The 20,215-nt window shown below is 71.9% G+C and carries 20 protein-coding genes; 4 read left to right on the forward strand and 16 right to left on the reverse strand.

The features are described 5' to 3' along the window. Positions 1 to 3: 3 nt before the first annotated feature. Positions 4 to 1,269, forward strand: coding sequence for an ATP-binding protein (locus ACFYXS_RS34275; RefSeq protein ID WP_389255422.1), 1,266 nt, complete (start codon positions 4 to 6; stop codon positions 1,267 to 1,269). Between the two features lie 30 nt (positions 1,270 to 1,299). On the opposite strand, the gene ACFYXS_RS34280 is transcribed toward ACFYXS_RS34275, so the two are convergent. From ACFYXS_RS34280 to ACFYXS_RS34290, 3 genes are all read right to left on the reverse strand, one after another. Then, positions 1,300 to 1,770, reverse strand: a complete 471-nt coding sequence (locus ACFYXS_RS34280; RefSeq protein ID WP_389255424.1) for a VOC family protein — start codon at positions 1,768 to 1,770, stop codon at positions 1,300 to 1,302. A gap of 55 nt (positions 1,771 to 1,825) precedes the next feature. Then, on the reverse strand, positions 1,826 to 2,242 hold the full coding sequence (locus ACFYXS_RS34285; protein WP_389255426.1) for a helix-turn-helix transcriptional regulator: 417 nt from the start codon (positions 2,240 to 2,242) through the stop codon (positions 1,826 to 1,828). 88 nt (positions 2,243 to 2,330) lie between these two features. Then, positions 2,331 to 3,893, reverse strand: a complete 1,563-nt coding sequence (locus ACFYXS_RS34290; RefSeq protein ID WP_389255428.1) for an MDR family MFS transporter — start codon at positions 3,891 to 3,893, stop codon at positions 2,331 to 2,333. 124 nt (positions 3,894 to 4,017) lie between these two features. On the opposite strand from ACFYXS_RS34290, the gene ACFYXS_RS34295 reads away from it, so the two are divergent. Further along, positions 4,018 to 4,659 (forward strand): TetR/AcrR family transcriptional regulator, encoded by a 642-nt coding sequence (locus tag ACFYXS_RS34295; RefSeq protein ID WP_389255430.1) that lies wholly within the window; start codon positions 4,018 to 4,020, stop codon positions 4,657 to 4,659. Here the strand turns inward: ACFYXS_RS34295 and ACFYXS_RS34300 are convergent. From ACFYXS_RS34300 to ACFYXS_RS34310, 3 genes are all read right to left on the reverse strand, one after another. Continuing rightward, complete coding sequence (locus ACFYXS_RS34300; protein ID WP_389255432.1) at positions 4,602 to 5,273, reverse strand: M23 family metallopeptidase; 672 nt, start codon at positions 5,271 to 5,273, stop codon at positions 4,602 to 4,604. The genes ACFYXS_RS34295 and ACFYXS_RS34300 overlap by 58 nt on opposite strands. Positions 5,274 to 5,577: 304 nt before the next feature. Then, the gene (locus ACFYXS_RS34305; protein WP_389255434.1) at positions 5,578 to 7,263 is read right to left on the reverse strand and encodes a ricin-type beta-trefoil lectin domain protein; all 1,686 of its coding nucleotides are present in this window, start codon (positions 7,261 to 7,263) and stop codon (positions 5,578 to 5,580) included. A 249-nt stretch (positions 7,264 to 7,512) separates the two neighbouring features. Next, a complete protein-coding gene (locus ACFYXS_RS34310; RefSeq protein ID WP_384292779.1) occupies positions 7,513 to 10,041 on the reverse strand; it encodes an ATP-dependent Clp protease ATP-binding subunit in 2,529 nt (842 codons plus the stop codon). A gap of 433 nt (positions 10,042 to 10,474) precedes the next feature. On the opposite strand from ACFYXS_RS34310, the gene ACFYXS_RS34315 reads away from it, so the two are divergent. After that, positions 10,475 to 11,005 carry a hypothetical protein gene (locus ACFYXS_RS34315; protein WP_389255436.1) on the forward strand — a complete coding sequence of 177 codons (531 nt, stop codon included), beginning with the start codon at positions 10,475 to 10,477 and terminating at the stop codon, positions 11,003 to 11,005. Here the strand turns inward: ACFYXS_RS34315 and ACFYXS_RS34320 are convergent. From ACFYXS_RS34320 to ACFYXS_RS34365, 10 genes are all read right to left on the reverse strand, one after another. Next, entirely contained in the window at positions 10,936 to 11,277 is a 342-nt protein-coding gene (locus ACFYXS_RS34320) for an Lsr2 family protein (RefSeq protein ID WP_319663575.1), read from the reverse strand. The two genes, ACFYXS_RS34315 and ACFYXS_RS34320, sit on opposite strands and share 70 nt — an antisense overlap. A gap of 166 nt (positions 11,278 to 11,443) precedes the next feature. Further along, positions 11,444 to 11,962, reverse strand: a complete 519-nt coding sequence (locus tag ACFYXS_RS34325; protein ID WP_389255438.1) for an amino-acid N-acetyltransferase — start codon at positions 11,960 to 11,962, stop codon at positions 11,444 to 11,446. Positions 11,963 to 11,971: 9 nt separating this feature from the next. Then, entirely contained in the window at positions 11,972 to 12,385 is a 414-nt protein-coding gene (locus tag ACFYXS_RS34330; RefSeq protein ID WP_319663573.1) for a BlaI/MecI/CopY family transcriptional regulator, read from the reverse strand. Positions 12,386 to 12,443: 58 nt separating this feature from the next. Next, the gene (locus ACFYXS_RS34335) at positions 12,444 to 12,656 is read right to left on the reverse strand and encodes a hypothetical protein (protein ID WP_389255440.1); all 213 of its coding nucleotides are present in this window, start codon (positions 12,654 to 12,656) and stop codon (positions 12,444 to 12,446) included. A gap of 70 nt (positions 12,657 to 12,726) precedes the next feature. After that, the gene (locus ACFYXS_RS34340; RefSeq protein ID WP_389255442.1) at positions 12,727 to 13,431 is read right to left on the reverse strand and encodes a hypothetical protein; all 705 of its coding nucleotides are present in this window, start codon (positions 13,429 to 13,431) and stop codon (positions 12,727 to 12,729) included. A 107-nt stretch (positions 13,432 to 13,538) separates the two neighbouring features. Next, complete coding sequence (locus ACFYXS_RS34345; RefSeq protein WP_389255444.1) at positions 13,539 to 14,336, reverse strand: type III pantothenate kinase; 798 nt, start codon at positions 14,334 to 14,336, stop codon at positions 13,539 to 13,541. Next, complete coding sequence (nadC, locus tag ACFYXS_RS34350) at positions 14,336 to 15,379, reverse strand: carboxylating nicotinate-nucleotide diphosphorylase (protein ID WP_389255446.1); 1,044 nt, start codon at positions 15,377 to 15,379, stop codon at positions 14,336 to 14,338. The genes ACFYXS_RS34345 and nadC overlap by 1 nt, the downstream gene beginning before the upstream one ends. After that, entirely contained in the window at positions 15,376 to 17,148 is a 1,773-nt protein-coding gene (locus tag ACFYXS_RS34355) for an L-aspartate oxidase (protein WP_389255448.1), read from the reverse strand. Before ACFYXS_RS34355 ends, nadC begins: the two co-directional genes overlap by 4 nt. After that, positions 17,145 to 17,999, reverse strand: coding sequence for a pantoate--beta-alanine ligase (gene panC, locus ACFYXS_RS34360; protein ID WP_389255450.1), 855 nt, complete (start codon positions 17,997 to 17,999; stop codon positions 17,145 to 17,147). The genes ACFYXS_RS34355 and panC overlap by 4 nt, the downstream gene beginning before the upstream one ends. Further along, entirely contained in the window at positions 17,996 to 18,976 is a 981-nt protein-coding gene (locus ACFYXS_RS34365; RefSeq protein ID WP_389255452.1) for a Rossmann-like and DUF2520 domain-containing protein, read from the reverse strand. The genes panC and ACFYXS_RS34365 overlap by 4 nt, the downstream gene beginning before the upstream one ends. Before the next feature lie 101 nt (positions 18,977 to 19,077). Here ACFYXS_RS34365 and ACFYXS_RS34370 point away from each other — a divergent pair, with 101 nt between their 5' ends. After that, positions 19,078 to 20,208, forward strand: coding sequence for a threonine aldolase family protein (locus tag ACFYXS_RS34370; protein ID WP_389255454.1), 1,131 nt, complete (start codon positions 19,078 to 19,080; stop codon positions 20,206 to 20,208). Positions 20,209 to 20,215 lie beyond the last annotated feature (7 nt).

A 20,215-nucleotide genomic window follows, 5' to 3' on the forward strand; every position in this document is an offset into this window, starting at 1 on the left:
CCGGTGATCGCGCGCCGGGCGGCCGGGCTCCGCCCCCTGCCGAAGGTCGGTCTGCGCTGGAAGGTGTGCGCGGCGATCGCGGTGGTGTCGGCCCTGGTCGCGCTCGTCCTGAGCCTGGTGGTGCACAACGCGGCCCGCGCCAGCATGATCGAGAACTCCCGTGACGTGCAGAACGAGCGGGTGCAGTTCGCGCAGCGGATCTACGAGTCCACCGGCCGGCTCACCATCGACGCCCAGCTGAACGACCCGGCCCTGCCGGCCCCGCTGAAGCGGCTGGCGCGCGAGGGCAAGCGGGCCACCTTCGTCGCCGACACCGGCGGCGCGCCGATGGTGTGGGCCGAGACCCCGCTCGCGGACGGCAAGATCCTCTCGCTGAAGACCACCTTCACCGACCGCTTCTCGGTCCTGGAGGACCTGGACCAGGCGCTCGTCATCGGCTCCACGGCGGTCGTGGTCGGCGGCACCGCGCTCGGCGTGCTCATCGGCGGCCAGCTGTCCCGCCGGCTCCGCAAGGCCGCCGTGGCGGCGGGCCGGGTGGCCGACGGGGAGACCCGGGTCCGGGTGCGGGAGGCCATCGGGGGCCGGGTCCGCGACGAGACGGACGAACTCGCGCGCGCGGTGGACGCCATGGCGGACGCCCTGGCCGGACGGCTGGAGGCCGAACGCCGGGTCACCGCCGACATCGCCCACGAACTGCGCACCCCGGTGACCGGTCTGGTCACCGCCGCCGAACTGCTGCCGCCGGGCCGCCCCGCGGAGCTGGTGCGGGACCGGGCGCAGGCGCTGCGCACCCTGGTCGAGGACGTGCTGGAGGTCGCCCGGCTCGACGGCGCCGCCGAGCAGGCCGACCTCCAGGACGTCGCGCTCGGCGACTTCGTGCGCCGCCGGGTCGCCGCGGTGGTGCCCGCGGCCACCGTCGACATACGCGACGACGCCGTCGTGCGCACCGACCCCCGGCGCCTGGAACGCGTGCTGGCCAACCTGCTCGGCAACGCGGCCCGGCACGGCCGGGCGCCCATCGAGGTCACGGTCGACGGCCCCTACCTGGAGATCCGCGACCACGGCCCGGGCTTCCCCGAGGACCTGCTCCACGACGGCCCGAGCCGCTTCCGCACCGGCAGCAGCGACCGTGCCGGCGGTGGTCACGGCCTGGGGCTCACCATCGCCACCGGCCAGACCCGCGTCCTCGGCGCCCGCCTGACCTTCCGCAACGCCCCCGACTCCGCCGGCGGCGGCGCCGTCGCCCGGCTCCTGCTCCCCCGCGACTAGGCCCCTGCCCGGCCGGCCCGGGCCCGAGCCTCAGCCGTCGATCTGCTCCTGCGTGCCGTCCGCCCAGTCCTTGCTGAGGTCCAGCCCGTCGCGGCGCTGGGTGAGGCTGAACCAGTTGCCGGAGTCGTCCCGCATGATCGCCTCGGTGCCGTAGGGTCGCTCCTGGGGTTCCTGGAGGAACGTGACGCCCTTGCCCTTGAGGTCGCGGTAGGTGGCGTGGATGTCGTCGGTGCGGAGCACGCCCGCGCCGAGGACGCCCTTGGCGACCAGCGCCCTGAGCTGCTCGGCGGATTCGGGGTCGAGCGCGGGCGGCCCGGGCACCATGAGGGTGATCTCGACGTCGGGCTGCTCCTTGGGGCCCACGGTCAGCCAGCGCATCGCCCCCATGCTCATGTCCGTGCGCACCTCGAAGCCGAGCTTGTCGGTGTAGAACTCCTTGGCCCGTTCCTGGTCCTGCACCCAGACGGTGACGATGGAGATACCGGTGATCCCAGTGGTCATGACCTGCTCCTGAGGGGGTCGCGTGCTTGCCCCTCCACGCTAGGCGCGGGCCGTCTCACGGCGCTTCTCCGGAATTGCGGAATCCGCCGGCCCAGAACAGCGCGTAGCACCCGGGTATCAGGGCGGCGCCGCGGCCGAGGTGCTTGCCGCGGTACTCGGTCGGGGTGAGCCCGGTGTGCTGCTTGAAGCGGCTGGAGAAGGTGCCCAGGCTGGAGAAGCCGACGAGCGTGCAGATCTCGGTGACCGCCAGGTCCGCCGTGCGCAGCATCTCCTGCGCGCGCTCGATGCGGCGCCGGCTCAGGTACTGCCCGGGCGTCTCGCCGTACACCGCCTTGAAGGAGCGCACGAAGTGGTAGCGGGAGTAACCGGCGTGCGCGGCCACCGCGTCCAGGTCCAGCGGCTGGGCCCAGTCGCGGTCCATCGCGTCCTTGGCCAGCCGCAGCTGCCGCAGGAGCCGGAGGTTCACCGCCATACGACGATGCTCGCACGGGGGTCGGACAGCGACCCCCGTGCGAGCACGGGTCACAGCGGGAGCGGGCGGGACGGGGCGGGTCCGGGGCTCAGAAGGCCTCGACGGCCGCCACGACCTCCTGCTCGCCGCTCTTCTCCTCGCCGGCCTTCGCGGACGGGCCCCCGCGCAGCGGGATCTCCTTGACGAAGAACGCCGCGGCGAAGCCGATCAGGCTGAGCGCGGCGCCCCACAGGAAGACGTGGTGCGTGCCGTCGGCGACCGCGTGGAAGTAGGCCTGCTGCACCTGCTCCGGGAGCTTGGCCAGGCTCGCCATGTCCATCTGGGCGGGCCCGGACGCCGCGCCGGAACCGCTGCTGCCGAGGCTGGCGCTCATCGAGTCCTGCACCTGGTGCGCGAAGATCGCGCCGAACAGCGCGACACCGAACGAGCCGCCGATGGTGCGGAACAGGGTGGAGGACGAGGAACCGACGCCGATGTCCTTCATCTCGACGCTGTTCTGCGCGATGAGCATCGTGATCTGCATCAGGAAGCCCATGCCCGCGCCGAGCACGGCCATCCACACGCCCGAGACGAAGCGGCTGGTGCCGGTGTCCATCGTCGACAGCAGGTAGAGGCCGACCGCGATGAGGGCACCACCGATGATCGGGAAGATCTTGTACTTGCCGGTCTGCGTGGTGACCCGGCCCGCGATGAGCGAGACGACCATCATCGACAGCAGCATCGGCAGGAGCAGCAGGCCGGAGTTGGTGGCGGAGGCGTGCTGCACGGTCTGCTGGAACAGCGGCAGGAAGGTCATCGCGCCGAACATCACGAAGCCGACCAGGAAGCCGATCACGGAGATCAGCGCGAAGTTGCGGCTGCGGAAGATGTGCAGCGGCAGCACGGGCTCCGCGGCGCGGGTCTCGGCGTAGATGAACGCGGCGAGCGTGACCAGGCCGAGGACCAGCAGGCCGAGGATCTGGGCCGAGCCCCAGGCGTACTGGTTGCCGCCCCACGTGGTCAGCAGCACCAGCGAGGTGATGCTGACGGTGAGCAGCGAAGCGCCCAGGTAGTCGATGCGCGCCTTGATCCGCTTCTTCGGCAGGTGCAGCACCGCCGAGATCACGAAGAGCGCGACCACGCCCAGCGGCAGGTTGATGTAGAAGCTCCAGCGCCAGCCCCAGTTGTCGGTGATGCTGCCACCGACCAGCGGGCCGCCGATCATGGCGACCGCCATGACGCCGGCCATCATGCCCTGGTACTTGCCGCGCTCGCGGGGCGGGATCAGGTCACCGATGATCGCCATGACACCGACGATCAGACCGCCGGCGCCCAGGCCCTGGACGGCGCGGAAGGCGATCAACTGGCCCATGTCCTGTGCCATGCCGGACAGCGCGGAGCCGACCAGGAAGATCACGATCGACGCCATGAAGATGCCCTTGCGGCCGTACATGTCGCCGAGCTTGCCCCAGATGGGCGTCGACGCGGCCGTCGCGAGGGTGTAAGCGGTGACCACCCACGACAGGTGTTCCAGGCCGCCCAGTTCGCCGACGATGGTGGGCATCGCGGTGCCGACGATCATGTTGTCGAGCATCGCGAGCAGCATCGCGATCATCAGCCCGAACAACACCACGCGCACACTGCGCTGCGGTGCCTCGGCGGTGTCCGCCATTACAAGCTCCCCTACTTGTCACGCACTTGTCGTGAGTTGCTTACCTGCCGCCCGGCTAGTTGCCCGGGGCATCCTGAATGTAAGCCGCTTACTAGCCGGGCGTCAAGTAAGTTAAAGTTCGCCCATGGCCACGCCGCACGCACGCAGAGGTGATACGCGCCGCCGCATCCAGGACGTCGCGCTCGAACTGTTCGCCCAGCAGGGGTACGAGAAGACCTCGCTGCGCGAGATCGCCGAGCACCTCGACGTGACCAAGGCGGCGCTGTACTACCACTTCAAGACCAAGGAAGACATCCTCATCGGCATCGTGGAGGATCTGACCTCCCCGGTCGACGAGCTGATCGAGTGGGCGGCCGACCAGCCCCGCACCCTGGAGACCAAGTGCGAGGTGCTGCGCCGCTACAGCGAGGCGCTGTGGACCTCGGGCCCGCTCTTCCGCTTCCTCCAGGAGAACCAGGCCACGGTCCGCGACCTCAGCATCGGTGAGGGCTTCAAGTCCAAGATGTTCGCCGTGCACGCCCTGCTGCGCGACCCCGAGGCCCCGCTGACCGACCAGGTCCGCTCGATCACCGCCGTCTTCGCCATGCACGCGGGGATGTTCACGATGCAGAACATCGAGGGCGACCCCGAGGAGAAGCGCGCGGCCGTCCTCGAGGTCGCCCAGGGGCTCATCGCCGAGACCTACCGGGACGACAGGTCACCGCGGGATCAGACCGAGACACCCTCGGCCCGCAGGAAGGGCAGCGGGCTCACCGACGAGCCGTAGTACGGGGTCGTACGGATCTCGAAGTGCAGGTGCGGGCCGGTGCTGTTGCCGGTGTTGCCGGACAGCGCGATCTTCTCGCCGGTGTTCACGTGCTCGCCGACGCGGACCTCGATCTTCGACAGGTGGCCGTACTGCGAGTACGTGTTGTCGCTGTGGCGGATGACGATGTTGTTGCCGTAGGCGCCGCCCCAGCCGGCCGTCACGACGGTGCCGCTGTGCACGGCGTGCACATCGGTGCCGATGGCGACGGCGAAGTCCTGGCCGGAGTGCTTGTGCGCCCAGTGCGCACCGTTCTTCATGTAGCCGGCCGAGAGCTGGTAGTGCTTGACGGGCTTCATCCAGGCGACGGAGAGCCGCTCCTGGTGCGCCACGTGCAGCTGGGTGCGCGCATGGCGGTCGGCCTTGCCGGCCACGGCGGCGCGCTGCTGCACGTCGGCCTGGGCACGGGTGGCCTTCGCCAGCTTGCCCGCCGCACCCATCCCCAGCAGCCCCGCGTCCTGGGTCGCGGCCGAAGCCGTGCCCGCCGCGCCGAGCGCCAGCGACGCCACGACGCCGGCGGTCACGGCGGCGCCGCGGCCGCGGATGACGGAGTTGGAGAAGTTGGGCTTGAGCATGCGCAATACCTCGCGGGAATAGCCGGATAAGTCTCGCGGTTGTCGGCCGCGATTCACAGGTAACCCGGCATTCCTGGCGAGGACAAACCCCCGCATCCACTATGCGGCATCGTAGGAATTTCGCTCCATGCCGCCCGGCTCCCCGTTCCACCGGGCCGGCTTCCCCTATTGCCCTTCGTACGTGTCCCAGGTCACGTGGGTCAGGTCACCGCCCGCAGGACCAAAGGAAATGGCCCCCGAAGGACGAAGGGCCGCCCCTGGGGACCAAAGTCCCGTGGCCTGCGCCACGCATCGGGAAAAGCCCTCACGGCCTTTCTTCTGCGGAATTCAGTGCGGCGAGCACGACGGGCGCGCGGCCGAAGGCGACGGACCGGAAGCGCGACGGCTCGAACGAGGCGTCGAGCGACCAGCGCTGGGCGGAGCGGCCGTCGCGCGGTGCGAGGACGACCCGGGCGCCGGCCTGCCCACCGTCCGGCGCGACGGCCAGCTGCTGGTTCCAGCGCGGTACGAGATCGCCGGTGAGGGTCAGGTCGTAGCGCACATCCTCGGCACCGGTGACGAACGAGGCGGTGCACAGTCCCAGTTCGAGCGCCGCGCCCCGGTGCGAGTTCAGGCAGTACGAGGGCTCGGCGACGCTGCGCAGCAGCCCGTCCCGCTCGTACGTCCAGAACTGGGTGGCCCCGGAGTCGCACACCGCGGTACGCGCCGTGGTGCCCAGGACCGTGCCGCGCCCGGTGAGGTCGACGCACAGGTCGCTGCCCTGGTTGCGCAGCCGCCCCCGCAGCCCGCCGCCCGGCGCGGGGTCGGCGGTGACAGCGCCGGAACCCCGTCCGGTGACGGCGCCGGACGCCGAGTCCGTGGGCGAGGCCGGGACGGAAGCGGACGTGGAACCGGAAGCGGCGGTGCTGACGGACGCGCCCGGGAAGACGCCCGCCGAGGCCCGGTCGTCGGTTCCGCCGTCCGACAGGAGCCCTGCGAGGCCGGCGACGGCGGCCACGACCAGCACGACGCCGCCGACCCCCAGGGCCGTCGCGCCGGCCGCGCCCGGCCGCCCGCGGCCGCGCAGCAGCCCGCCGGGCCTCCGCCGCCTGCCGCCGTGCCGGGGCCCGGCCGGACCTCCGGGGCGACCGGCCGCAGCGGCCGCGGCATCGTTGTCACGCGCCGCCCGGCGCGCCGGGCGCGAGTCGAGGTAGGCCCGCGCCTCCCAGACCAGGACCGCCTCGGCGATCAGCGCGCCCAAACGGTCCCCGGAGTGGTCGAGTTGCTCCGCGGCGTACCGGCAGTGGTCGCACTTGGCGATGTGGCGCTGCAGGTCGGGCACGAGCCCGGCGCCGCCGCGGTGGATGGAGATGTCCAGCAGCCGGCTGAACTGCAGGCAGCTCTCGTACGGGGCCAGGTCCCGGTGGGCCTGGACGCAGGCCTCGCGGAAGCGGGTGCGCGCGAGCTCCAGCTGCCCGGCGGCCTTCTCGTGGCCCACGCCGAGGAGGGCGGCCGGCACGGCCACGTTCTCCGCGTCGACCTCGACGTGCCAGAGCAGGCAGCGGGCCGGTTCGGGGAGCCGCTGGAACGCCCGGTGGACCAGCCGGCGGTTGTCCGGGACGGCCAGGCGCGGATCGGCCTGGTCGCCGCGCAGCCGCAGTCCGCGGTGGAGGGAGGCCCGCCGGCGGTCCGTGGCCCATTCCTCCGCGATGCGGTGGACGGTGACCAGCAGCTCCGGGCGCCAGGCGGACGAGGGGCCGGTCAGCCGCAGCGTGTCGACGAAGACCCGGGTGAAGGCGGCCGAGGCGAGGATGCCCGCCGTGTGCCCGGAGACGGCGCACAGCTCGGCGTACTCGAAGACCGGTCGCCAATGGCGGGCCAGCAACTCCTCGAAGGGCTGGTGGAGGGCTTTCTTTCCCGAGAAGTTCCTGAGCTCCACCGACAGGGCCTCGTCCGAAACGTCGAACAAATGGCCGGGGTGCGGGGAATTCGAGGAGAACGAATCCTTCAACGAGCGTTTCCTTCCGCGTTCGCCGCGCCGGGAAAAGTACGAACCATTCCACCGACGGGCACGCAGCTGGGTGGGGGGACGCGGCCCACGGAGAAGGAAGGCTGAAGGATTCCCGTGTGTGAGCCGGCCTCACCTTTCCATAAATCAGACGAGCACAACAAGGGTGGGTTCATCGGGAACGCAAATGAGCCGACCCCGTCCGTACTCGTGTACGGACGGGGCCGGCCCCGGTGTTCGATTGATGCGCGACTAGGCGTCCTTGCTGAGGTTCGGGCCCGAACCGCCGCTGCCGGCCGCCTCGACCGGCGGGGCGTCGGCGACGGCCACCTTCTCCTCACCGCGGAAGGTGAACTTGATGTTCTCGCCCTCGCCCTCGGTGCCCACGACCACGATGTGGCCGGTGCGCAGCTCGCCGAAGAGGATCTTCTCGGAGAGCACGTCCTCGATCTCGCGCTGGATCGTCCGGCGCAGCGGCCGCGCGCCCAGCACGGGGTCGTAGCCGCGCTTGGCGAGCAGCGACTTGGCCTCGGGGCTGAGCTCGATGCCCATGTCCTTGTCCCTGAGGCGCTCGTCCACCCGGGCGATCATCAGGTCGACGATCTGGATGATGTCTTCCTCGCTGAGCTGGTGGAAGACCACGATGTCGTCGACACGGTTCAGGAACTCGGGGCGGAAGTGCTGCTTGAGCTCCTCGCCGACCTTGGCCTTCATCCGCTCGTACCCGGTCTTGACGTCACCCGCGGCCGCGAAGCCGAGGTTGAAGCCCTTGGAGATGTCCCGGGTGCCGAGGTTGGTGGTCATGATGATGACCGTGTTCTTGAAGTCCACGACCCGGCCCTGGGAGTCGGTCAGCCGACCGTCCTCCAGGATCTGCAGCAGGCTGTTGAAGATGTCCGGGTGGGCCTTCTCGACCTCGTCGAAGAGGACGACGGAGAACGGCTTGCGGCGCACCTTCTCGGTGAGCTGGCCGCCCTCCTCGTAGCCGACGTATCCCGGCGGGGAGCCGAAGAGCCGCGAGACGGTGTGCTTCTCGCTGAACTCGGACATGTCGAGCTGGATCAGCGCGTCCTCGTCGCCGAAGAGGAACTCGGCGAGCGTCTTGGAGAGCTCGGTCTTACCGACGCCGGACGGGCCGGCGAAGATGAACGAGCCACCGGGGCGCTTGGGGTCCTTCAGGCCGGCCCGCGTGCGGCGGATGGCCTGCGAGAGGGCCTTGATCGCGTCCTTCTGGCCGATGACGCGCTTGTGCAGCTCGTCCTCCATGCGCAGCAGACGCGAGGACTCCTCCTCGGTGAGCTTGAAGACCGGGATGCCCGTGGCGGTGGCCAGGACCTCGGCGATCAGCTCCTCGTCGACCTCGGCGACGACGTCCATGTCGCCGGCCTTCCACTCCTTCTCCCGCTTGGTCTTCGCGGAAAGCAGCTGCTTCTCCTTGTCACGGAGAGAGGCGGCCTTCTCGAAGTCCTGGGAGTCGATCGCGGACTCCTTCTCCCGGCGCACGTCGGCGATCTTCTCGTCGAACTCGCGCAGGTCCGGCGGAGCGGTCATCCGGCGGATGCGCATCCGGGAACCGGCCTCGTCGATCAGGTCGATCGCCTTGTCCGGCAGGAAGCGGTCCGAGATGTAGCGGTCGGCGAGGGTCGCCGCGGCCACCAGGGCAGCGTCCGTGATGGACACGCGGTGGTGGGCCTCGTAGCGGTCCCGCAGGCCCTTGAGGATCTCGATGGTGTGCGGCAGCGACGGCTCCGCGACCTGGATGGGCTGGAAGCGGCGCTCCAGCGCCGCGTCCTTCTCCAGGTGCTTGCGGTACTCGTCGAGCGTGGTGGCGCCGATGGTCTGCAGCTCACCGCGGGCGAGCATCGGCTTCAGGATCGAGGCGGCGTCGATCGCGCCCTCGGCGGCACCCGCACCCACCAGGGTGTGGAGTTCGTCGATGAACAGGATGATGTCGCCGCGGGTGCGGATCTCCTTGAGCACCTTCTTCAGGCGCTCCTCGAAGTCACCGCGGTAGCGGGAGCCCGCGACCAGGGCACCGAGGTCAAGCGTGTAGAGCTGCTTGTCCTTCAGCGTCTCCGGGACCTCGCCCTTGACGATGGCCTGGGCCAGGCCCTCGACGACGGCGGTCTTGCCGACGCCGGGCTCGCCGATGAGGACGGGGTTGTTCTTGGTGCGGCGCGACAGCACCTGCATGACGCGCTCGATCTCCTTCTCGCGCCCGATGACCGGGTCGAGTTTGGTCTCACGAGCGGCCTGAGTGAGGTTGCGGCCGAACTGGTCCAGGACGAGCGAGGTCGAGGGCGTGCCCTCGGCGGGACCGCCGGCGGTGGCGGCCTCCTTGCCCTGGTAACCGGAGAGCAGCTGGATGACCTGCTGCCGCACCCGGTTCAGATCGGCGCCCAGCTTCACGAGGACCTGGGCGGCGACGCCCTCGCCCTCGCGGATCAGGCCGAGCAGGATGTGCTCCGTACCGATGTAGTTGTGGCCGAGCTGGAGGGCCTCACGGAGCGACAGCTCCAGGACCTTCTTGGCCCGGGGGGTGAAGGGGATGTGACCGGACGGGGCCTGCTGCCCCTGCCCGATGATCTCCTCAACCTGCTGGCGGACCGCCTCGAGCGAAATCCCGAGGCTCTCCAGGGCCTTAGCGGCGACACCCTCACCCTCGTGGATAAGGCCCAGGAGGATGTGCTCGGTGCCGATGTAGTTGTGGTTGAGCATCCGGGCTTCTTCCTGAGCCAGGACGACAACCCGCCGCGCGCGGTCGGTGAACCTCTCGAACATCGTTAATCGCTCCTCAGAGCGGTCGGGCAGTTAGGGGCGTGTCCCCTCCCTGTCCTTCCGCATGCTAGTCCCGCACAGCGGGGCAGCTCACTTCAACCGTCGACACCTCGCGGGGTCGTTTACCCCCCGCGCCGTCGACAACAGCCACAACTTGATGGTGCGAGACGATGTTCCCGCAGGCCAGGCGGATAGCCCTTTATCCAGTACGCCGAGGGCGAACGCCCCGCCTGTCCGACATGCCCGTCGTCCCTTCCCACTAGGTATTTCTTACCCGCTCCCACCGACAGTCCATGCAGGGAGCGCGCCCGCTGTCTGCTACAGGCGAACAGGCTTGCGTCCAGGGAATTCACGGACAGTGACGGGATACCGGCACCCGGGTACTCCTGGTGACGGCCCTCGTAACCGCGGCCGGGTCCGCGGCGTTGCGCAGGACATGCAGGCCTCGCAGGACATCCGGCGCATCCGGGAAGCACGGCGCACGACGGGCATGGACGCCCTCGACGTGCCCGCCGCGGCCGGGTACGAGGTGCTGGACCGCTTCCCGGCCCCGCGGACCGGGCCGGTGGCGCTGGAGGGGCCGCGCATGCGGTTCTACGTGGCCGCCGGCGGGGCCGCGGAGCTCCCCGGACTGCTGGACTGGCTGGAGTGGACCGGCGTCCCGCTGGACCTGGTGCCGGTGCAGGGGCTTCCCGGGCGGAACAACGGCGCGCCCGTGTGGCTGCGTCCACCCGGAACGGGCGGGCACAGCCACACGGGCGCGCCGCACTTGCCCGCCCTCACGGTCGGGAACTCCCCGGCCGACGGGGACCCCGCGGGGCCCGTCGGCCTGGTGGCCCTGGTGTCCGCGCTGGCGAACGCCTGCCACCGGGTCCGGCTGCGCACCGGCCGGACCGGTCAGCCGTGCTCCTTCTCGTACGCCTCGCGGATCTGCGCCGGGACGCGGCCGCGGTCGTTGACCTCGTAGCCCGCCTCCTTGGCCCAGGCGCGGATCTTCGCGGTGTCCTGGCTCGCCGAGCCGCCGCGGGAGGCGGCCTTCACGGTGCGGCCACGGCCCGCACGGCCGCCGGTGCGCCGGCCGCCGTCCACGTAGGGGCTCAGCAGGCCGCGCAGCTTGTCGGCGTTGTCGGTGGTGAGATCGATCTCGTAAGTCACTCCATCGAGTGCGAACGTCACGGTCTCATCCGCCTCGCCGCCGTCGAGGTCGTCAACAAGAAGGACCTGAACCTTCTGTGCCACCGGCTTCCCTTTCATCGAATACGGATAACCGGTAAAAGCAAACCGCCTTTTCCCGGAAAACTCAAACCCCTTGCCCGAACTGCTCCGGTCCATCACGCTGTACGCGGTCTTCCGCCGGGGAACGTATCGGACATACTGTTGTCCTGGAGGCGCCCGCGGAGCGGCGTCAGAGATGCAACAGCATCCGGCTGTTGCCCAAGGTGTTCGGTTTCACTCGTTCGAGGTCGAGGAACTCGGCCACACCCTCGTCCTTTGACCGCAGCAGCTCACCGAAGACATCGCCGTCGACCGGCGTCTCACCGATCTGCACGAAGCCGTGCTTCACGAAGAAGTCCACTTCGAAGGTGAGGCAGAAAATTCGCCGTACTCCCAGCCAACGCGCGGTCTGCAGCAGCTTCTCCAGTACGAGATGGCCGATGCCGTGCCCGTGGTGGACCGGGTCGACCGCGAGAGTGCGCACCTCGGCGAGGTCCTCCCACATGACGTGGAGCGCCCCGCAGGCGACGACCTCGGCGTCCTGATCGCGTTCCGCGACCCAGAACTCCTGGATGTCCTCGTAAAGCGTGACCGTCGGCTTGTCCAGCAGGATGCGGTCCCGGACATAGGCGTCGAGCAGTCGCCGGACGGCCGGCACATCACCTGTGCGCGCCCGGCGGATGGTGACGTCATTTGAAGCGGCGGGCATGTGCGGACGCTATCGCCCGTCCGATCCCGGCGTCTCGCCGGGGTCAGCGGGTTCTGCGGGTTCAGCGGATTGGACGACCCGCATTGCGTCCCTGAGCGCTTCTCGCTGTTCCGCCGACATCATCCCGAAGAAGGCGACAAGAGCCGCCGCCGGGTTGTCACTCGCGGCCCACGCCTCGTGCATCAGCGCGGCGGAGTAAGCGGCGCGCGTGGAAACCGCCTCATAGCGATAGGCGCGCCCTTCGGCTTCCCGGCGCAGCCAGCCCTTCTGATGAAGGTTGTCCATTACGGTCATGACCGTCGTGTACGCGATGGAGCGCTCCCGGCGCAGATCCTCGAGCACTTCGCGGACCGTCACCGGGCGGTTCCAGCGCCACACCCGTGTCATGACGGAGTCTTCGAGGTCTCCCAGGGGACGGGGCACACCCGAATACTAGTGGCAATCGGGCGGAATGCCCTGGAATGCCGGAGAACCCCGGGCGTCAGACCCGGGGTTCGGCGCCGCCCGGCCGGGGGGCCGGGGCGGCGGGAGCGGCGTGGGCGGCGTGGGCGGCGTTGGTGGCGAGTGCGGCGTCGACCACCGCGTCCTCCTTGGCCTTGTTGGCCCCGCCCTGGCTCTTGATCAGCGTCCTGATGAGGAATGTGAACGCGATGGCCATCACGGTCGGGGGCACGAGCGCGGAGACGTAGTCCATGCGACCAGAGTAGCCACGCCCCCGCGCGGCTCCGTCGCCCGGTCGGCCCGGGGGACTCCGGCGGCCCGGATCAGCCCGTGGCGAGCTGCTCCGGGGGCGGCGGCTGGGTGCGACGGCGCGGCGGGAAGATCTCCGCGGGGGTCGGCACCTTGCGCTTGGGCTCGTCGTGCTCGGGGGCGTCGGGATCCGCGGGCGGTGTTCTCGGGTCCGGCCGCGGCGCCGGCTTCGGCTCCTGGCCCCGGCCGCGTTCCGCGGGGTCGTCCGCGGAGGTCCGGCCGCCGGGCAGGGCCCGCAGCCTGGTGCGCCCCAGGCGGGCCGTGACGGGCGGCGAGGCGGGCGCCGGGATGCGGGCCGCCAGCCGGGCGCGGACGTCGAGCTCCGCCAAGTGCTCGCAGCGGCGCAGCACGCCGTATCGCCGGTGCGTCTCGGCCTCGGAGGACGGGTGGGTGCGCAGCATGCGCAACGCCGCGAGGTCGTCGGGCACGGGGACGTAGCCCGTGTCGAGCGCGCCGGTCAGCCGTTCGAGGTAGCCGGCGGCGCTGCCGGGCAGCGCCGCCCGGTAGCGGGCGAGCTCCGCGAGCAGGAAGGTGCGCAGCCGCCCGGCCTCCCGGGCCGCCTCGTCCACGTCCTCGACAAGACGCAGATAGTCCCGCACATCGTCGGGCGTGGGGGTCGTGGTGCTGGACTGAAGGGCCGCTGAGAGGGCGCGCCGGAGCACGCGCAGTTCATCCGCGCTGAACGCCATTCCGCCTCGGGACCCGTGTGGCGTGGGCATGCACTGACTTTACGTACTAAGCGGACAAAATACGCGTAACCAGATATGCCCGGGCGTGCCGTGCCGACGGGTGCCCCGGCGGCCGTCCGGCGGCCGTTCGCCGCCCGTCAGGTCGCCTGGACGTTGCGCTCGTAGACCAGGCGCAGCCCGATGAGGGTGAGCCACGGTTCGTGGACGTCGATGGCCGCCGACTCGCCCAGCACCAGGGGTGCCAGGCCGCCGGTGGCGATGACGGTGACGTCGTCGGGGTCGTCCGCGAGCTCCCGGGCCATCCGCTCGGTCACGCCGTCCACCTGGCCCGCGAAGCCGTACAGGATGCCGGACTGCATCGCCTCGATGGTGTTCTTGCCGATGACGCTGCGCGGCCGGGTCAGTTCGACCTTGCGCAGCTGCGCGCCGCGCGCCCCGAGGGCGTCCACGGAGATCTCGATGCCGGGGGCGATGGCACCGCCCGCGTACTCACCGCGGGTGGTGACCGCGTCGAAGGTGGTGGCCGTGCCGAAGTCCACGACGATGCACGGGCCGCCGTACAGGTGCACGGCGGCCAGCGAGTTGATGATCCGGTCCGAGCCGACCTCCTTGGGGTTGTCGGCCAGCACCGGGACACCGGTCTTCACCCCGGGCTCCACCAGGACGGCGGGGACGTCGCCGTAGTACCGGCGGGTGACTTCGCGCAGCTCGTGCAGCACGGAGGGCACCGTGGAGCAGATCGCGATGCCGTGGATGCCGTCGCCGAGCTCCTCGCCGAGCAGCGGGTGCATGCCCATCAGGCCCTGCATCAGGACCGCCAGCTCGTCCGCCGTGCGCCGCGGGTCGGTGGAGACCCGCCAGTGCTCGACGATCTCGTCCCCGTCGAACAGCCCCAGCACGGTGTGGGTGTTGCCGACGTCGATGGTGAGAAGCATCAGTCCCGCTCCGGTCCGTCGCCCGCGGGGCCGGCGGCATCCGCGGCGCGCAGGTCGAGGCCAATGTCGAGGATCGGCGAGGAGTGGGTCAGGGCGCCCACGGCCAGGTAGTCCACGCCGGTCTCGGCGTAGGCCCGGGCGGTCTCCAGGGTGATCCGGCCCGAGGACTCCAGTGCGGCGCGGCCGGCGACCAGCGCGACGGCCTCCTCGGTCTCGGCGGGGGTGAAGTTGTCCAGCAGGATCAGGTCCGCGCCCGCCTCCAGGACCTCCCGGACCTGGTGCAGGGTGTCGGCCTCGACCTCGATGGCCAGGTCCGGGAACTCGTCCCGCACGGCCTTGAAGGCGGCCGCGACGCCACCCGCGGCGACCACGTGGTTGTCCTTGACCAGGGCCGCGTCCGACAGCGACATGCGGTGGTTGACGCCGCCGCCGCAGCGCACGGCGTACTTCTCCAGCGCGCGCAGGCCCGGGGTCGTCTTGCGGGTGTCGCGGACCCGGGCCCTGGTGCCCTCCAGCAGGTCCGTCCAGCGGCGGGTCGTGGTGGCGATGCCGGACATCCGGCACAGCAGGTTGAGCGCGCTGCGCTCGGCGGTCAGCAGGTCCCGCGTCCGGGTGCGGACGGAGAGCAGCACCTGGCCCGCCACGACCCGGTCGCCGTCCTCGACGTGCCGCTCCACCTCGAACTCGTCGGTGCAGACGACGGACAGGATCGCCTCGGCGACCCGCAGGCCGGCCACCACGCCCGCCTCGCGGGCGGTGAAGTCGCCGGTGGCGAAGGCGTCCTCGGGGACGGTGGCGACGGTGGTGACGTCCACCCCGCCGTCCAGGTCCTCCTCGATCGCCATGTGGGCGATGTCCTCGACCAGCACCGGGTCCAGGTCGGCGTCCGCCAGCAGCTGGGCCAGGCCCGGGTCGAGACCGCACTCGTTCGGGTCGTACGCGTGCTCCTCGCCGGCGCCGCAGCCGCAGCCGTCACCGCAGCCACCGCCTCCGCCGCCGCTCGGGCCGCCGATCTGCAGGAGGGGTTGGTCGGGCGTGCTCATCGCTGCTGCTCCGTTCCAGGGCGGGTCGGGTGGGGTCCCCCGGGCCGGGGGCCGGGGGCGAAGTCCGCTGTGTCGGTGGTGCGGATGGTGAGAGTAGCGGGTGCGGCGGGCACCGCCCCGCCCGGCCGGAGGCCGTGGGAGGCGGGGGGATCGAGGGTGGCGACGATGTGCCGGCGCCAGTTGTCGTCGTCCCGCGCGGGGCGGTCCTCGCGCCAGTGGCAGCCGCGGGTCTCCTCACGGCGCCGGGCGGCCTCGACGAGCACCCTGGAGACCAGGCAGAGGTTGGACGCCTCCCAGGTCTCCACGCAGGGCTCGGCGGTCTTGCCGTCGCGCTCCAGCAGCTCGGCGGCGTCGGCGTACATCCGGTGCAGCGCCCCGGCCGCCTCCTCCAGGCCGGCGGCGCTGCGCAGCACACCCGCCCCGCGCGTCATGATCCGCTGGATCGCGTACCGCGCCTCGGAGGGCAGCAGCGGGAAGCGGCCGGCGGCCGGGACCACCGGGATACCGGGGTCCGCCGGGTGGGCGGCGATGTCGGCGGCGATCCGCTCGGCGAAGACCAGCCCTTCGAGCAAGGAGTTCGACGCCAGCCGGTTGGCGCCGTGCACACCGGTGCAGGCGACCTCGCCGCAGGCGTACAGGCCCGGCACGGTCGTGCGGCCGTGAAGGTCGGTGAGCACCCCGCCGGAGGCGTGGTGCGCGGCCGGGGCGACCGGAATCGGCTCCGTCACCGGGTCGATGCCGTGGGCGCGGCAGGCGGCCAGGATCGTGGGGAAGCGCTTGCTCCACATCTCGGCCCCGAAGTGGCGGCCGTCGAGGTACATGTGGTCGGCGCCGGTCTCCTGCATCCGGCGCATGATGCCCTTGGCGACGATGTCCCGCGGGGCCAGCTCGGCCAGCTCGTGCTGCCCCTGCATGAAGCGCACGCCGTCGGCGTCCACGAGGTGCGCTCCCTCGCCGCGCACCGCCTCGGAGACCAGCGGCTGCTGGCCCTCGGCGTCCGCGCCGAGGAACAGCACCGTCGGGTGGAACTGCACGAACTCCAGGTCCGAGACCTCCGCCCCGGCCCGCAGCGCCAGCGCCACGCCGTCACCGGTCGACACCGACGGGTTGGTCGTCGCGGAGAACACCTGGCCCATGCCGCCGGTGGCCAGCACCACGGCCCGGGCCCGGACCGAGCCGACCCCGTCGCGCTGCCCCGCGCCCATGACGTGCAGGCTCACCCCGGCGGTGTTGCCCTCGGCGTCGGTGAGCAGGTCCAGGACCAGGGCGTTCTCGATGAACTCGATCCCAGCCGCGCGCACGGCCTCGATCAGGGCCCGGGAGATCTCCGCGCCCGTCGCGTCGCCGCCCGCGTGCGCGATGCGGCGGCGGTGGTGGCCGCCCTCGCGGGTCAGCAGGATCTCGCCGGTGGTCTCGCTGGTGTCGAAGTGCGCGCCGGTCGCCATCAGCCGGCGCACCGCGTCGGGTCCCTCGGTGACCAGGACGCGGACCGCCTCCTCGTCGCACAGCCCGGCACCCGCCACCAGGGTGTCGTCCAGGTGCTGCGCCGGGGTGTCGCCCTCGCCGAGGGCCGCGGCGATGCCGCCCTGGGCCCAGCGGGTGGAGCCGTCGTCGAGATGGGCCTTGGTCACGACGGTGACCCGGGCCCCCTGCGCGGCGCAGCGCAGCGCGACCGTCAGCCCGGCGACGCCGGACCCGACCACCACCACGTCGGCCTCGTGCGCCCAGCCGGGCGCGGGGGCGAGCAGCCGTATGCCGGTGGTGCTCACAGGGCGCCTCCGAAGTCGAGTGGCAGGTTGTCGATCAGGCGGGTCGCGCCGACCCGGGCGGCGACCGCGAGCACCGCGGGTCCGGTGTGGTCCGCGGGCGCCTCGGAGAAGTCGCGGGGGTCGGCGAGGGCGAGGTAGTCCACGCTCACGCCCTCGGCGCCGTCCAGCACCGCCCGGGCGGCGGCCCGTACGGCCTCCGGCCCCCGCCCGGCCGCGTCACGGCCGGCGAACAGGGCGCGGGAAAGGGCCAGGGCGGTACGGCGCTCCCCCTCGGAGAGGTAGCGGTTACGGCTGGACAGGGCCAGGCCGTCCGGCTCGCGCACGGTGGGGACGCCGACGATCTCGACGGGGAAGTTCAGGTCGGTGGCCATGCGCCGGATCAGCGCGAGCTGCTGGGCGTCCTTCTGGCCGTAGAAGGCGGCGTCGGGCCGGGTCAGGTGGAGCAGCTTGGCGACGACGGTGAGCATCCCGTCGAAGTGGCCGGGGCGCGACGCGCCCTCGTACCGCTCGCCCATCGGCCCGGCGCCGATCCGCACCTGGGGCCGGCCGCCCGGGTAGACCTCGTCCACGGCAGGGGCGAACACCACGTCCGCGCCCGCCTGTTCGGCGACCTTGAGGTCGGCGTCGAGGGTGCGCGGGTAGCGGTCGAAGTCCTCGCTCGGGCCGAACTGCAGCGGGTTGACGAAGACGGTGACCACCACGGTGCCGTCGCCGACCCGTTCGCGGGCGGTACGGATCAAGGTGGCGTGGCCCTCGTGCAGGGCGCCCATCGTCATGACGACGCCCGTCGCGCCGGACCGGCCCTCGACGGCCGTCCTCAGCTCGCGCGCGGTGTGGACCAGTTCGGTCATCGCTCTCCCCGTTCTCCGCCGCCGGACGGCCCGTTGCCGCCGCTGCCGCCGGTTCCGCCGGCCCCGTCGGCGAGTACGCCGAGCAACGCCTCGGCGAACTCGGCTTTCAGCAGGCCGCCCGCCAGCGCGCGGTCCGCGGTGGCGCGGGCCATCGCGAGATAGGACGCCGCCATCTCCGGCGCGTGCTCGCGCAGTTCGGACAGATGGGCGGCGACCGTGCCGGCGTCGCCGCGGGCCACCGGGCCGGTCAGTGCGGCGTCGCCGGAGCGCAGCGCGTTGTCGAGGGCGGCGCCGAGCAGCGGGCCGAGCATGCGGCCGGGCTCGGCGACCCCGGAGGCGCGCAGCAGTTCCATGGACTGGGCGACGAGGGTGACCAGGTGGTTGGCGCCGATGGCCAGGCCCGCGTGGTAGAGCGGCCGGGCGGACTCCTCGATCCACTCCGGCTCGCCGCCCATCTCGATGACCAGCGCCTCGGCGGCCATCCGCAGCTCCTTCGGGGCCGTGACGCCGAAGGAGCAGCCGGCCAGCCGCTGCACATCGACGGAGGTGCCGGTGAAGGTCATCGCCGGGTGCAGCGCGAGCGGCAGCGCGCCCGCGCGCAGTGCCGGGGCCAGGACACCCGTGCCGTACCGGCCGGAGGTGTGCACCAGCAGCTGGCCCTGCCGTACCGCCCCGGTCTCGGCGAGCCCGGTCACCAGGTCCGGCAGCGCGTCGTCGGGGACGGTGAGCAGCACCAGCTCGGCGCGGGCCAGCACCTCGGCGGGCTCCACGAGCGGTACGTCGGGCAGCAGGGCGGCGGCCCGGCGGCGGGAGGCGTCGGAGACGCCCGACGCGGCGACGGGGCGGTGCCCGGCCATCCGCAGCGCGGCGGCGAGCGCGGGACCGACCCGGCCCGCGCCGACGACGCCGACCGTGAGCCGCGCGGGGCGGGCCTCCACGTCGGGGGGCACGGGCCCCGGGGAGTGCGATGCGTTCACGCTGGCTTGCCTTCCGTTCCAGTCCTCGCGGGGGTACCGGACGTTCTCGTCAATGCTACGCGAATGTTCCCCGGCGCCCTCCGGCACGGCAGGATCGGGGCATGACCTCTGCGGACGACGAGAAGGCGCGGCGGATAGCCGCCGTCAACGCCTGCGACAAGGTGCTGTCGCACGGCAAGTACCCGACCATGCGGGACCGGCTGGCCCGGCTGGCCGCCCGGGACGGACTGGACGGCCCCACCGACATGTACGGCGACGGCGTCGTGGCCGAGGTGGAGCAGCGGGTGGCCCGGCTGCTCGGCACCGAGGAGGCGGTCTGGTTCCCGACCGGCACCATGGCGCAGCAGGTCGCGCTGCGCTGCTGGGCGGGCCGCACCGGCAACCCGACCGTCGCCCTGCACCCGCTGGCCCACCCCGAGCGGCACGAGCGCGGGGCGCTGTCGGCGCTCAGCGGGCTGCGGACCGTGCACCCGACCACCGCGCGGCGGCTGCCGGACGCCCAGGAGATACGCGAACTGGACGAGCCCTTCGGCACGCTCATGCTGGAACTCCCCCTGCGCGACGCCGGTTTCGTGCTGCCCTCGTGGGAGGACCTGACGGCGACCGTGGAGGCCGCGCGCGAGCGCGACGCGGTCGTCCACTTCGACGGCGCCCGGCTGTGGGAGTGCCCGCCGCACTTCGGGAAGCCGCTGGAGGAGATCGCGGGGCTCGCCGACAGCGTCTACGTGTCGTTCTACAAATCACTCGGAGGAGTCGCGGGCGCCGCGCTGGCCGCGCCGTCCGGGCCGGCCGCCGAGGCCCGCGCCTGGCGCCACCGCTACGGCGGCCTGCTCTTCCAGCAGTGGCCGACCGTCCTGGCGGCGCTGGACGGGCTGGACCGCGAACTGCCCCGGCTGCCGGAGTACGTCGCCCACGCCAAGACGATCGCGGCGGCCCTGCGCCGGAGCCTGGCCCAGGCCGGATGGGCCCGGGTGCACCCGGACGTGCCGCACACCCACCAGTTCCAGCTGTGGCTCCTCGAGGCGCCCGAGGTGCTCAACGAGGCGGGCGTGCGGCAGGCGGAGGAGACCCGCCGCGCGCTCTTCGGCCGCTGGTCCGCGGGCGAGGCGCCGGGAACGTCCATGACCGAGGTGACGGTCGCCGCCTCCGCCCTGGAGTGGGACGCGGACGACGTCGCCGGTGCCGTGGACGACTTCCTCGGCTACGTGCGCGAGGTCCGCAAGGAGTCGTAGCCCGCTG

The organism is Streptomyces sp. NPDC002574 (assembly GCF_042889545.1).
Taxonomy (GTDB): domain Bacteria; phylum Actinomycetota; class Actinomycetes; order Streptomycetales; family Streptomycetaceae; genus Actinacidiphila.